Origin of the sequence: Pontibacter qinzhouensis (assembly GCF_008017455.1) — a bacterium.
Lineage (GTDB): Bacteria > Bacteroidota > Bacteroidia > Cytophagales > Hymenobacteraceae > Pontibacter > Pontibacter qinzhouensis.
The window spans coordinates 1-13,663 of sequence record NZ_VRTY01000084.1; the positions used below are offsets into that span (position 1 = coordinate 1).

Here is a 13,663-nt window from a genome sequence, read left to right on the forward strand (position 1 = left end):
CAAAGCAGCAAAGGGGGAAAATACACAAATTGTACTTGTCTAATTTTTCAAGTCAAAACTCGCGTTAATAGGTAAAAGCAAGATACTGATTTTAAGTAAAACGGTGTGGTAGGCAGAAAAGGCAAAGTACTAGCAGGTAACTAAAATGGGCCAGACCCTTGACTTAATTCAGGTGAAAATCCTTCTGGAGGCCATTTTAATTAGAGTAATTTGAAATCTGATACTGACGCAGGGTTCGGTTTATCCGACAAAGCCTGCCTGTAAAAGCGTTGTGCATTAGCAGCAGCACAATGGGTTACGAACCGCTTACAAGCCAATCGTAGGCAGAGGTAAGGTCGCCGAAGCTGCGCACCTCAAAAGGCAGTTTCTGGTTCTGACGCAGTATCAGCTGTTGCTGCCGCTCGGCCAGCACATCGAAAGAGCTAACTGAGGCAAAGCGCTTTAACGGCAAAAGATGGAATGTTTTGTACATAAAATCTAAGGTCCAGTCAAAGTCTTCTTCCGAAATCTGAGGCAATAAGCGCCTGTCGAAAACAGCATAATCCACATCAAACTGTTTGGCATACCGCATCGATTTTATAAGAGCCTGCCTGTATTGCAGACTGCTGCACCCACCATACCATTGGCATACAAGTATCTTGTCTTCGGCATGGTACTCCACATAAATATATTCCGATTGAAAGCACACCATGCTACATTTTTATGGAAAGTGAGAAGTAATAATAATAAAAAATATGGTTTAAACAAAATTTTTGAAACAGCTTGTCCTTGTAACATTTGATAAATCAAAAATAATAAAACTCTTGTAAGTTTTTGTTTTACAGGTAAATAAGAAATCTGGTAGCGGGGGCAGCGGAGCCGGTGTGCCGAAGAACTCTTGTAAAATGGCGACCACTCTGCAATACTTATTTTTGCATAAGCGGCAGCCAGAGGGGCAAGTGGGTGAAACAGTTTGTAAGGAGTATAGGCTATGTTATTAGCGACAGGCTTTTACCAGACAAGCCGCTCCGGTTTTGAACGGCTTGTTTGGCTGAAGGTTATGCTTCAATTTAAAAATGGCTGTACGCCATAAACCTAGTCTTAGAAAAACGTGCTTATTTTGTGCCACTGTTATCGTTTGTCTCACTTTCTGGTGCGGTGGTAGAAGTGTCGGGCTCATCTGTTTTTGTGCCTTCCAAGGGTTCCGGATTTTCGTCGGGTACTACTTTGCTCTCATCAGAGTTGGTTACAAAGTCATCATCTCTTGGTGTTCCCATAGTGTAGTTGGTTTATGTTTTACTTGTTTAGCCTGCGACTTAATTTATCTGAATTCGAACATGTACTGCCATCTGTTAAAGAACACAAGACGCAAAACATAAGATTTTCTATCCTGTTAAAATGAAAAAACCTAAAGCTGATTTCCGATAAGGTGTGTCGTCATCTATAGTTCTACTTAGTACATGCAAGAAAGTTTTACCTGATATAGTGAATGCTACTTTTGCAAGCGTTTAAATTATTCTAATAGAAATAGCCTCCAAAAGGAATTTCGTCAGAAGTTAGCCAAGGGTCTACCCAGCATACTTCAGAGGCATGTGCTTAGCAGCCATAGGCAGTTACCCCAAACCAACCTATTCTCATAAAATCAGCCTTTTACGATGTTAAAAAATAGTGCAGTGGTAAAACTGTGTTTTAGTAATCACTCATTTAAGAGTCTTAAATCAACAGCAATCGAAAATAAAAAAAGGCATCCGAAAGATTTTGTAAGCAGATATAGCAGAATGTATTTGGCATTTATACAATGATATCTGAAATTGGGGAAAATTACCGGTGGCAGAGGAGCAAACGCATTAATCGCAGAAGATAATTACAAGCGATAGTTCCTGCTCCTGCTGTAGTACCAGCTTTAACCAATGCCATTCAACTCTTAATACAGTATTTATGACCAGAATAATAAAACAGCATGTGTTTGTTTGCATATGCCTGCTAATCAGTTTGTTTACAGTAGAAGCAAGTGCGGCAGAAATCTGGGTGTCTCCGAAAGGTGCTAACGACAACCCCGGCACTAAAGACAAGCCACTTGCTGATATCGGGCTTGCACTCCGGAAAGCGCGTGAAATGAGGCGCCTGGCTGACCCGACTATTGCCGATGGCATTTTTATTATTCTGAAAGGAGGCCTTTATACCCTGCAGGAGCCACTATTTATTCGCCCCGAAGATGCCGGTACAGCAAGCAGCCCGACCATTTTTCAGGCGGCACCAGGCGAAAAACCTGTAATAAGCGGAGGCATGCAGGTACAAGGCTGGAAAAGGGCCGGAGCTAAAGTGGCAGGCTTGCCGAAAGAGGCACAAGGCAAGGTCTGGGTAGCCGATGCACCTGTGTTCGGCGACCAGGTGCTGGACTTCCGGCAGCTTTATGTAAACAACGTAAAGGCAGTTCGATCTCAAGACACCAAACTAGGCACCATGAGCAGAATCATCTCCTGGAACCATAAAGACGAAACCTGCACCATACCCAAACCAACAGCTGATATAAAAAATGCGGCCGGCATGGAAATGTTCATCCACCAATGGTGGGCGATTGCCGTGTTGCGGATTAAAGCTGTAGAAATGACAGCGGCCGGTGCGGTGCTTTCTTTTTACCAGCCCGAAAGCCGCATACAGTCGGAGCACCCCTGGCCAGCCCCCTGGATGTCGAAAGAAACCGGAAACTCAGCCTTTTTCCTGACCAACGCCATGCAGTTTTTAAATGAGCCGGGCGAGTGGTTTCTCGACAAAAAAGAACGCAAGCTGTATTACTGGCCCCGAAATAACGAGAACTTAGCCAAAGCCACCGTTACAGTGCCTGTACTGGAAACGCTGGTGAAAATGGAAGGCACCATCGATCAGCCGGTTGCTTATGTCGGCTTTAAAGATATTGCGTTTCAGCACAGCACCTGGTTGCGCCCATCTAAAGAGGGGCACGTGCCGCACCAGGCAGGCATGCACATGCTCGATGCCTACAAGCTAAAAATACCCGGAACACCCGATAAAAAAGGGATGGAAAACCAGGCTTGGGTAGGTCGTCCGGCTGCAGGAGTGGAGGTGGCCTTTGCGCACCACACCAGTTTTGAAGGTTGCCGGTTCGAGCACATGGGTTCCGTAGGCCTCGACTACAAAAGAGGAACGCACAGCGATGTGATCAGAGGAAACGTGTTTAAAGACATAGCCGGCACAGGCATTCAGGTGGGTGTGTTCTCAGACGAGGCGCAGGAAGTGCATTTGCCTTATAACCCACAGGATGAGCGCGATGTGTGCACGAACGTGCAGGTAAGTAACAACCTGGTAACCAATGTTGCCAACGAAGACTGGGGAGCTATAGGCATAGGAGTAGGCCACGTAAAAGGCATCAAAATTGAGCATAACGATATCAGCGAGGTTTCTTACTCCGGCATCTCGATGGGCTGGGGCTGGACCAGAACGGTGAACACCATGCGCAACAACCGCATTGCCGCCAACAAGATTCAACGCTACGGCAAGCACATGTACGATGTGTCGGCCATCTATACCTTATCGGCACAGCCAGCTTCTTTTATTGTAGAGAACAGTATCGACAGCATTTATGTAGCGCCGTATGCCCACGACCCGCACCACTGGTTTTATTTGTACACCGATGAAGGCTCCTCTTTCTTTACCGTGAAAGACAACTGGACCCGCTCCGATAAGTACCTGCAAAACGCCAACGGCCCCGGCAACCTTTGGGAAAACAACGGCCCCTGGGTGGCTGATAGCATCAGGCAAAAAGCAGGCCTGCAGGCACCTTACAAGCACCTGCTCAAAGACAGGGCTCCTATGTCGGCAGACCGCCAGATAAACCACACGGAGCATACAAAAGTAGTGGAGATCATCAGCGAAAGCGGCCAGCCACATAACCCAGAACAGGTGCTGGAAATCGCGAAAAAGCATGGTTTATCGGCCTCAGACATTTACCAATGGAACAACCACACGGTGCTGTACGGTGCTATTGAGAATCCATACCCTATCCGCAAAGATTTGTTGGAACGCTTTAAAAACGATGAAGTTAAAATTTACAACGACCCCTACTATGAATTTGACCGCTGGAAAAACTGTAAAGACGCCACCACAGTAAAAGAACGCGACCATATTATTCTGACAGCCAACCTGGTAAAGGATACCGATTTGCAGAAAGAGTACCTGGACCACCATGCCACACAGCGCAAAAAATGGCCGGAAGTACACCAGGGTTTCTGCAATGCCAATTTCCAGCAACTGCTCATGTTTAAAAACGAAAGGCAGCTCATGCTCATCATCAGTATACCCAAAGGAGCAAGCCTGGATGAACTGGACCCGAAAACGACCGAGAACAACCCGCGGGTAACGGAATGGAACAACCTCATGAAGCAGTACCAGGAAGGCATACCAGGCACCAAACCTGGTGAGACCTGGGTGTTTCTGAAGCCGGTAAGCGCTAAATAAACCCGTACTCCCGAACTCCGGTTTTCAGATTATTTGAGTGCAAGGGTAGACAATAGGAGATTTTATTTTAACCCATTTGTGCGGTAGCCAATAGATTCTTATTTCAACTTACACCATCTCACTTTTGTCATCCTGGAAGGATCTTGTGGGCCAGAACCAGAAGCAATGGCTACCAGTGTTTCAGTTTAAATTAGCATAGCTGCTACAAAAGCTTAACGGCGGCAGGTATTTGTTTCATTGCTGTTGTCTTTGTTCTTTTTGTCTTGATACAAAAAGAACCAAAAAAATCAAGAAAATAAAAATCGAGGGCCCCTTCCCCCACTCGCTGAACGCTCAAACAGTTTATTTTCAGGTCGTGCACTTGGCAAATTTATTTGATCTGTTGTTGCCTGCCGTAATACATTGAAAAGGTTAACTACCACACAACTCCAATTATTCTAATAAAAACAGCCTTCCAAAGGTATTTTAACCTGTTTGCCTCCAAGGGTGGCGCTGCCAGACCCTTAACCTGCAAATGGTGTTAAAAGCTTCGGAAGGCTGTTTTCATTAGAATAATTCGGCGCAAACCTCACGCAAGGCCAGAGCCGTCGGCTTAGCTTCGGGTTACTATTATCCATCAACCTGAAGCAGAAGACGCAGTAGTAATCTGCTGGCTTTTTAGCTGCCCTTCAGACAAAAATGTGATAAAAAGAACCCGCTAAAATCATCGATTCTGCTGCCTGAGAGCAGATTTAGGCAAACCCACGATATTTTTTATTGATTGCCTAAAGATTTAGCACTAACTTTGAGCAATTTATACCTACCAAACACATGCCAAAAGACACCAGTATTAAATCTGTTCTTATTATCGGCTCTGGTCCTATTATCATCGGTCAGGCCTGCGAATTTGATTACTCCGGCTCTCAGGCCGCCCGTTCTCTCCGCGAAGAAGGAATAGAAGTGACACTCATCAATTCTAATCCCGCTACTATCATGACCGATAGTATCACGGCAGATAATGTGTACCTGAAGCCGCTCGAAAAGAAGTATATCGTCGATATACTGGAGAAGCACCAGATTGATGCCGTGCTGCCTACCATGGGAGGTCAGACTGCTCTGAACCTGGCCATAGAATGCGAAAATGCGGGTATCTGGAAAAAATACGGCGTCAGGATAATTGGCGTGGACATTAAAGCCATCGAGACGACAGAAGACCGGGAGCAGTTCCGACTCAAAATGATCGAGCTTGGTGTTAATGTTTGTAAAGGTGAAACGGCCACCTCGTTTCTGGAAGGAAAAGAAATTGCACAGGAAATCGGCTTCCCGCTTGTAATTCGCCCCTCGTTTACGCTGGGTGGTACAGGAGGCGGTTTCGTAAACACCCCCGAAGAGTTTGATGCTGCCCTTACGCGTGGCCTGCACGCTTCGCCTACGCACGAGGTGCTGGTGGAGCAAAGCATTATGGGCTGGAAAGAGTACGAACTGGAGCTGCTCCGCGACAATGTGGGCAACGTCATCATTATCTGCTCTATCGAGAACTTCGACCCGATGGGTGTGCACACCGGCGACTCTATTACAGTAGCGCCTGCCATGACCCTGCCAGACACCGTGTACCAGCAAATGCGCGACCTGGCCATTAAAATGATGAACGGCATCGGGCAGTTTGCCGGTGGCTGTAACGTGCAGTTCTCGGTAAGCCCTGAAGACGACACCATCATCGCCATCGAGATTAACCCACGCGTGTCGCGGTCTTCGGCACTGGCCTCTAAAGCTACCGGTTATCCTATTGCCAAAGTGGCGGCTAAACTCGCTATCGGCTACAACCTCGACGAACTGAAAAACTCCATCACCAAAACCACCTCGGCTTATTTCGAGCCGGCCCTGGACTATGTGATCGTGAAAATACCGCGCTGGAACTTCGATAAGTTTAAAGGCGTGAACCGCACCCTGGGTCTGCAGATGAAGAGTGTGGGCGAAGTAATGGGCATTGGCCGTACCTTTCAGGAGGCGCTGCAGAAGGCTTGCCAGAGCTTAGAGATTAAACGAAATGGCATCGGTGCCGACGGCAAGGAAATGACGGACTACGATCAGCTGATCTACAACCTGAAAAATCCGAGCTGGAACCGCCTGTTCTGCATTAAAGATGCCATGCATGCCGGCATCCCGACCAGTACCATCCAGAAACTCACCAAAATTGACCCCTGGTTCCTGGAGCAGATCGAGGAGCTGGAAATGATAGAACGCGAAGTAGGAAAATACAACCTGAAAACCCTGCCGGCAGAGCTGCTGCGCGAGGCCAAGGTAAAAGGCTTCTCAGACCGCCAGCTGGCGCACATCCTGCGTTGTCTCGAGAGCGAAGTACATACCCAACGGACCGAGCTTGGCATTTTGCGCAGCTTTAAAATGGTAGATACCTGTGCGGCTGAGTTCGAAGCCAAAACTCCGTATTACTACAGCACTTTCGATGGCGAAAACGAAAGCATCGTTTCCGATAAGAAAAAGATTGTTGTGCTGGGTTCCGGTCCGAACCGGATCGGGCAGGGCATCGAGTTCGACTATAGCTGTGTGCACGGTGTGTTAGCGGCCAAAGAGTGCGGCTACGAAACCATCATGATCAACTGCAACCCCGAAACCGTAAGTACCGACTTCGACATTGCCGATAAGCTGTACTTCGAGCCGGTGTTCTGGGAGCACATCTACGACATTATTCTGCACGAGAAGCCGGAAGGTGTTATTGTGCAGCTCGGTGGCCAAACGGCCCTGAAACTGGCTGAAAAACTCGATCGTTACGGCATCAAGATTATTGGCACCAGCTACAAAGCACTTGACCTGGCCGAAGACAGAGGTTCATTCTCCTCGCTGCTCCGCGACCTGGATATTCCGTATCCTCCGTTTGGTGTCATCGAGTCGGCTGAAGAGGCGCTGGTGCTTTGCAAGCAACTGAAGTTCCCGCTGCTGGTTCGGCCAAGCTACGTGTTAGGTGGCCAGAACATGAAAATCGTGATTAACGAGAAAGAGCTGGAAGCACACGTGATCGACCTGCTCAAAGATCATCCGGGCAACAAAGTGCTCCTCGACCACTTCCTCGATAATGCCATAGAAGCAGAAGCCGATGCCATTTCCGATGGCGAGGATGTGCACATCTGCGGTATTATGGAGCACATTGAGCCAGCTGGTATTCACTCCGGCGACTCTTACGCGGTGCTGCCTCCATTCGATCTTTCTGAAAACGTAATTCAGAAGATAGAGGAGTACACCAAAAAGATTGCTCTGGCACTGAATACAGTTGGTATCATCAACATTCAGTTCGCGGTGAAGGACGAGGTGGTGTACATTATCGAGGCCAACCCACGTGCTTCGCGTACCATTCCGTTTATTGCCAAAGCCTACCGCGAGCCGTACATTAACTACGCTACCAAGCTCATGCTGGGCGAGAAGAAGATAAAAGACTTCACCTTTAACCCTTACAAGCACGGTTACGCCATTAAGGTGCCGGTATTCTCACACAGCAAGTTCCCGGAAGTTAACAAGGAGCTTGGGCCAGAGATGAAATCGACTGGTGAGGCGATCTACTTTATAGACGACCTGCAGGACGATTATTTTGTAAAAGTATACTCTGAAAGAAATCTCTACCTGAGTATGTAAGCAATATCATTTTTAAAAGCAAAGCGGCTGCTCCACCCGGAACAGCCGCTTTGCTTTTATCTGTATTCGTGCCTGCCGCAGGTGAATTATTCTAATGAAAACGGCCTTCCAAAGGTCTTTGTGGCTTTTTGTTGTAAGGCCCTTGACCATCTGCAAAGGAAAGGTTACGCTATCTTTTGCGCCTGATGCGACGCCTGCAGCACAACAAGCAAAGCGTTTTTAAAACGTATAACCAATTCTTAGGTCCAGGTCAAAGGCAGCCTCTCCTAAATTAGTGCTGAACCCATAGCTCTTCCGGAACGTGTAGCGGTAGCCAAGACCGATGGCTGTTTCGTAAGTAAAATGCTTGCCTATAACTCTTCTTATGCCCCATGTCGGGATAACGGCAATCTGATTATGTACCCACCTGTCGTCGCTGGAAATTGTAAACCAGTCAGGATGATAGTTTATTTTGGCGGTGAGGAAGTTCGCGCTGTTGTTGGCGGTGCGCCTGCCTTTGGTATCCCGCCTCTTAATATTGTAATACCACCTTGGTTCTACCGTAAGAACTGGCGTAAGCACATAGCCCAGGTTATTATTGCTGAAGCCACTACCAAAAAGGCCGGCATCGAACCCGATTTCAGACCGGATCGCGAATTTATCGGCAATTCTGGATTCGTTGTGCGCCCATATCCCCAAAAATCCGGTTTGGATGCCATAAATTGATTTTTCGACGCTGGCGTCCTGGGCTGTAGCCATAGAAGTTGCCCCAAAGGCAAGAGCAGTAGTCAGAAGAAGATGTTTTAATTGCATGTACTGGTATGTTTGATAAAGTAAGAAGGTTATAGATTGAGAATAATTTTGTGTTCGTTGTAAGCTGCCAGCATGCCAAAGCCCCCGATAACATTTGTGTGCACGAAACGAGGTTCCATGATGGCCATCAGGTAGCCGTCTGGCTGGTAACCGTTTTCCAGGTGCTCGTAATAGCCTTTGCTGATGCTTCTGCAAGTAAGCACTACCTGATCAGCGTTTACAAGTTCCAGGTTTTGGCCTATGGTAACGAAGCCTCGCAGTTCAACGCCAATATTGACAGTATAAGACCCACCACTAAAGCAGGCATCCGATAAGTTAAATTCATTGCCATCGCCCATAAAACCACAAGGGTCTCCGGTCTCCAGCACTTTGTCGGTGTAAAAAGTGTTGGCTGTCAGCTTGCGGCCCCGGTACATAGGCTGAACATTCAGGTTGTAAAACGCAGCAACATCGCCCTTGCTTTTTAGTTCGACGCTGAGCTTCCGTGTGGGCACATCATTAAAAATAGATTTTACCTGCTCCTGAAAAACCAGCTGCCCTAGCTCCGGCGGGAACGGTACTGTTTCGGGGAGTGTTTCGACTGCAGCAAATCCTTCGGCGGATACCTGTACAGCATAGGCTTTACCCGGCACAGGCTTAAAACCAGAGGGAGAGCGATACGTGCCGTTGCCTGTATGGAGCAGGCTTTCCACCAGCATTCCATTTTCAAAAAAAGCCACAGTTGCAGCTGTAACACCCAGTTTCGTACGGAAGTCTCCGGTTACAGGCATGGTAGTGCTAACCCGCAGGCTCACCACGCTGTCGGGCGACAGAAGGCCGTTAACCACCAGCTTATCGCCGAGGTAAGGCAGCTCGTAATCCAGGTCTTTGGTGCAGCTCGTTGAACCAAGGAGAGTGCCTAGGATTAAAATGAGCAGAAACACCTTTGGAAGGCTATTTTTATTAGAATAATTGAGGAGCAGAATTTCTTTCATGCTATATAATTAGTTGAACCGCAGAGTATAGTTAACGGATGGTATCAGCGGGAACAGCGAACGCATAACCAATCTGCGGCCAATCATTTCCCAGTTGCTTGAAGACGTATCGTAATTGTTTTTGAAGTCGAGGTAAAAAGGGTTGATGCGGTTATAGGCGTTGTAGACACCGAAGTTCCAGGTGGCGCTGCGGCCGCGTTTTGTCTGTAGCGTATAAGCAGCCCCCACATCGAGGCGGTGGTAGGCTGGCATGCGGGCATTGTTACGACCCGTGTATATAAAGGTCTTGTTGCCCTTTAAATCTTCCTGTACCGCAACAGGCAAGGTAGCAGGCTGTCCAGACATGAACATCCAGTTGCCGGAAAAGCTCCAGGCGGAGGAAATTTTATAATTGCCCGTAAAGGAAATCACATGCCGCCGATCGAAATTCGCAGGGTACCACTGGTTATCGTTTATACTGCTGAAGCGGCGGTTGCTCCAGGCCAGGGTATAGGCCAGCCAGCCGGTAAAGCGGCCTTCGGTGCGGTTCGCGAAAAACTCCAGCCCGTATGCCTCACCGTGTCCGCCAGTTTCTATTTCGTCTTGCCAATTGCTGTTAAAGGCGCTGTACAACAGGTTGTAACCCTGCCGGTAGTCGATCAGGTTGGTCATGGTTTTGTGGTAAGCCTCTACGCTCAGCTCCGTTCTTAGCTTCGGTAAATTTTTGCTGATACCCGCCGATACCTGTTGGGCAAATTGTGGGGCAACAGATCGGGTGGCAGGCACCCAGATGTCGTTTGGCAGACCAATGCCGCTAGTAGTGAGCAGGTGGATGTACTGCCGCATCTGGCTATAGGCTCCTTTTACAGCAAATTCATGAGGCAACAAAAAGTTAACCGAGAACCGCGGCTCCAGAGATTTATACGTGCGTCCTTCCACCTGAAACGCCGAACCTCTAAGGCCCGCATTTAATTTAAGCCAGGTAAAAGGTTGTGCCTCGTCTTCTAAATAAACTCCGTGTTCCCAGGCAGCTATTGGCCTGTTGGCACCGTGCAGCGTGTCTGTTTCTACAGCCAGGGCACTTGTTCTAAAAGTATGATGCGTGCTTTCTACACCGAACTTAAGCTGGTGGTTGGGCGAAAGATAATAATCGATGCCATTGCGCCAAGTCCAGTCATGTACCGTGGATTTTGTCTCAAATGAACTGGTAACGGTGCTGGCATCGTCTTCAAAAGTAGTATTATCGGCGTTAAGTCCGTAGCGGTACTGTGAGTTGGTGAGCACCGACCGGAAGAATAGTTTTGGGTTCAGCACACGGCTGTAGCGGGCCGTGGCGGTGGTGTTGCCCCAGCCGAGGTTAAACGTGGTTTCATCGGAAGAATAACGTTCTTTTGTTTTCCAGAAGTCGTTGCCGTTGTAAACACTCAGAAACAGGCGGCTGCCATCTTTAAACCGATGGTTTACTTTTGCGTTCACATCGTAGAGCCAGTAGTTGTAGTAAGAGGGCCTGTTCTGCGCATGGTAATTAAGATAAGCAGGTAACATAAACAGGCTCAGGTAAGAGGCACGGCCCGAAAACATGAACGAAGTGTTTTCGCTGCCGATAGGCCCTTCTATGTTAAAACGGGAACTGATAAGGCCGATGCTCGCCTCAGACTTCATTTCCTGATTATTGCCCTCTTTCATGGTCATGTCCAGCACCGACGATAGTCGCCCTCCGAACCGCGCCGGAAACCCTCCTTTGTACATATCCACTTTATTTAGCGCATCGGGGTTAAAAATGGAAACAAAACCAAATAAATGCGCTGCGTTATAAACAGTAGCCTCGTCGAGCAGGATCAAGTTCTGGTCCTGGCTGCCACCGCGCACTAGCAGGCCGGTGGTACCTTCGTTGCCAATGGCTACACCCGGTGTCAGGGCCAGTGCCTTCATCACGTCGGGCTCGCCGAGTATGGTAGGCACGTTTTTGAGCCTCTGGATGGGGATGCTCGTCATGCCGGTGGGAGCCAGTTGCTGCCCGGTTTGAGCTGTTACGGTTACCTCTTGCACGTTGCTGCTGGAAGGAGTTAAGGTAAGTGCCAGTGTGGTATCGGTGTGGTGCAGCTGTAAGGGGAGCAGCCTGGTTTGGTAACCGATGTAGCTAACGGCAACCATAGCCTCTCCTGCAGGTAGCGTAAGGCTGTAAAAGCCGTACTGGTTGCTGGTAACTCCTTTTTTAGAAGAGAGTTCCTGTATGGTAGCGCCAATCAAAGCTTCGCCGGAGGCGGCATCGGTTACATAGCCGCTTATGGTTACTTTTTGTGCAGCTGCCTGGGTAGTTTTGCCCGCTGCCACTGCATACAAAATAATTTTGTTTTCTCTAACCACATAGGCCACTGGTTGCCCCTGAAACAGCGCTGCCAGGTGCGCCTGCACCGATTGTTTGGTACGCTGTAGTTTTACCTGCCTGTCTGGCCCAATGCTGTTGCTGTACGAAAAAGTGATACCGCTTTGCTGCCCCAGCTCCTGCAGCATTTCCTCTACCGAGCCTTCTGCTTTCTGCAGCTCTACCTGCTTTTGCAGCAATGCATCCTGAGCCAGCAGGAGCGGGGCTTGTAGGAACAGAAAGAACAGCAGGAGAACCGTAGTTTTCAACATTAGAATTAAGTTTAAAAATTAGCAGCCTTTGCCGCTGATGAGGATGTTGTCGGCTTTTCGATCTATGGTTACCGGAAGCACTAATGCAATTTCCTCCAGCACCTCCTCCAGCGACTGCCGCTCGAAGGTGGAGGTAAGATCACACTTCTTCAGTTCTTCTGAGCCAAGCTGCAGCGATACGTGGTAGTGTTTGCTCAGGGCCTGGAGCACCTCTGGCAGCGGTGTGTTCCGGAACGTGAGGGTTCTGGTTTTCCAGGCCAGCACATTCAGGTCTGCTGTGGTCGCTTTTGCCAGATTGCCGCCCTGGTAGGTGCTGCTCTCGCCGGGTGTCAGCAACAATTTTTCTCTTTCGTTTTCTGCTGCAAACACTGCCACTCTACCTGTTACCACCGTTACAGCCACGGTATCGGTAGCAGGTGCGTTTATGTTGAAAGAAGTGCCCAGCACCTGCGTTACCACGGCTCCTGCTGTTACCTCAAAAGGTTTTTCAGCGTCTTTTGCCACTTCAAAAAAAGCCTCCCCCTGCAGCTGTACCTCCCGTTTGTCTCCTGTAAATGCTTTACTATAAGTGAGCCGCGCCCCTTCATTCAAATAAACTTTGGAGCCATCTGGCAGCGTCAGCTCCTCCTGACCGGCAGTGGCTGTTACAACTACCTGCTGGTTAAACAGGCGCTGACGCAGCTCCGGACTAAAGCCAAGCGCAATGCCAAAAATCAGTACAATACTGGCCGCAATTTTCAGGAGCGGCGTCAGCCAGGTTCGGTGCGGGCGGAGCGGCAGCACAGATGTTTCATCCAGTTGCGGCACTATTCTATTGCGTACTTTCTGCCAGTCGGCTGCTGTGTCTAGCTGCCCGATGGCGCTGCTGTTGGCACTGCTGTTCCAGAGTACGGCCAGTTCCTGAAAGTGAGCCTGGTTCGCTGCATCCGCCTGCAGCCACTCCTGCACCAACTGCTTCTCCTCGGCATTGGCTTCGCCGGAGAGAAATCGTATCAGCAACTCATGCGGAATATCTGGGTTAGATGAAATAGTCATATCTATAGCTAAGACAAGTGACGTGAAGTTTACACGTATCGGTAAATGAAATTTATTTTCTGACCCTTGACGGTTTAGGCCGCAAAAAGCTTTGGAAGGCCATTTTCATTTGAATAATTTGAATTCCTTGAACAAGAGAACAAATTTTGAGTACCTGCCGCGAGGTTTCA

The 13,663-nt window shown here is 48.5% G+C and carries 8 protein-coding genes; 2 read left to right on the forward strand and 6 right to left on the reverse strand.

Annotated elements, in window-relative coordinates; genetic code table 11:
* Positions 1 to 295 precede the first annotated feature (295 nt).
* Together FVR03_RS18220 and FVR03_RS24520 are read right to left on the reverse strand one after the other, a co-directional pair.
* Positions 296 to 691 (reverse strand): hypothetical protein, encoded by a 396-nt coding sequence (locus FVR03_RS18220; RefSeq protein ID WP_147923204.1) that lies wholly within the window; start codon positions 689 to 691, stop codon positions 296 to 298.
* Positions 692 to 1,094: 403 nt separating this feature from the next.
* Positions 1,095 to 1,256, reverse strand: coding sequence for a hypothetical protein (locus FVR03_RS24520; protein ID WP_187270210.1), 162 nt, complete (start codon positions 1,254 to 1,256; stop codon positions 1,095 to 1,097).
* A gap of 661 nt (positions 1,257 to 1,917) precedes the next feature.
* On the opposite strand from FVR03_RS24520, the gene FVR03_RS18225 reads away from it, so the two are divergent.
* Both FVR03_RS18225 and carB read left to right on the forward strand, forming a co-directional pair.
* Positions 1,918 to 4,452 carry an L-rhamnose mutarotase gene (locus tag FVR03_RS18225; RefSeq protein WP_147923205.1) on the forward strand — a complete coding sequence of 845 codons (2,535 nt, stop codon included), beginning with the start codon at positions 1,918 to 1,920 and terminating at the stop codon, positions 4,450 to 4,452.
* An 810-nt stretch (positions 4,453 to 5,262) separates the two neighbouring features.
* On the forward strand, positions 5,263 to 8,076 hold the full coding sequence (gene carB / locus FVR03_RS18230; RefSeq protein WP_147923206.1) for a carbamoyl-phosphate synthase large subunit: 2,814 nt from the start codon (positions 5,263 to 5,265) through the stop codon (positions 8,074 to 8,076).
* Between the two features lie 219 nt (positions 8,077 to 8,295).
* Here carB and FVR03_RS18235 read toward each other — a convergent pair whose 3' ends face one another.
* Genes FVR03_RS18235 through FVR03_RS18250 form a run of 4 tightly spaced genes read right to left on the reverse strand, consistent with a single transcriptional unit; the run spans position 8,296 to position 13,493 of the window.
* Entirely contained in the window at positions 8,296 to 8,868 is a 573-nt protein-coding gene (locus FVR03_RS18235) for a hypothetical protein (protein WP_222707268.1), read from the reverse strand.
* Positions 8,869 to 8,897: 29 nt separating this feature from the next.
* Entirely contained in the window at positions 8,898 to 9,842 is a 945-nt protein-coding gene (locus FVR03_RS18240) for a DUF4249 domain-containing protein (RefSeq protein ID WP_147923207.1), read from the reverse strand.
* Between the two features lie 9 nt (positions 9,843 to 9,851).
* Complete coding sequence (locus tag FVR03_RS18245; RefSeq protein WP_147923208.1) at positions 9,852 to 12,458, reverse strand: TonB-dependent receptor; 2,607 nt, start codon at positions 12,456 to 12,458, stop codon at positions 9,852 to 9,854.
* 18 nt (positions 12,459 to 12,476) lie between these two features.
* Complete coding sequence (locus FVR03_RS18250; RefSeq protein WP_147923209.1) at positions 12,477 to 13,493, reverse strand: FecR domain-containing protein; 1,017 nt, start codon at positions 13,491 to 13,493, stop codon at positions 12,477 to 12,479.
* Between the last annotated feature and the right edge of the window lie 170 nt (positions 13,494 to 13,663).

What these genes read in the sequence shown, in the direction of transcription:
- FVR03_RS18220 (WP_147923204.1), bottom strand. Translation starts at nt 691, where the DNA reads ATGGTGTGCTTTCAATCGGAATATATTTATGTGGAGTACCATGCCGAA.
- FVR03_RS24520 (WP_187270210.1), bottom strand. Translation starts at nt 1,256, where the DNA reads ATGGGAACACCAAGAGATGATGACTTTGTAACCAACTCTGATGAGAGC.
- FVR03_RS18225 (WP_147923205.1), top strand. Translation starts at nt 1,918, where the DNA reads ATGACCAGAATAATAAAACAGCATGTGTTTGTTTGCATATGCCTGCTA.
- carB (WP_147923206.1), top strand. Translation starts at nt 5,263, where the DNA reads ATGCCAAAAGACACCAGTATTAAATCTGTTCTTATTATCGGCTCTGGT.
- FVR03_RS18235 (WP_222707268.1), bottom strand. Translation starts at nt 8,868, where the DNA reads ATGCAATTAAAACATCTTCTTCTGACTACTGCTCTTGCCTTTGGGGCA.
- FVR03_RS18240 (WP_147923207.1), bottom strand. Translation starts at nt 9,842, where the DNA reads ATGAAAGAAATTCTGCTCCTCAATTATTCTAATAAAAATAGCCTTCCA.
- FVR03_RS18245 (WP_147923208.1), bottom strand. Translation starts at nt 12,458, where the DNA reads ATGTTGAAAACTACGGTTCTCCTGCTGTTCTTTCTGTTCCTACAAGCC.
- FVR03_RS18250 (WP_147923209.1), bottom strand. Translation starts at nt 13,493, where the DNA reads ATGACTATTTCATCTAACCCAGATATTCCGCATGAGTTGCTGATACGA.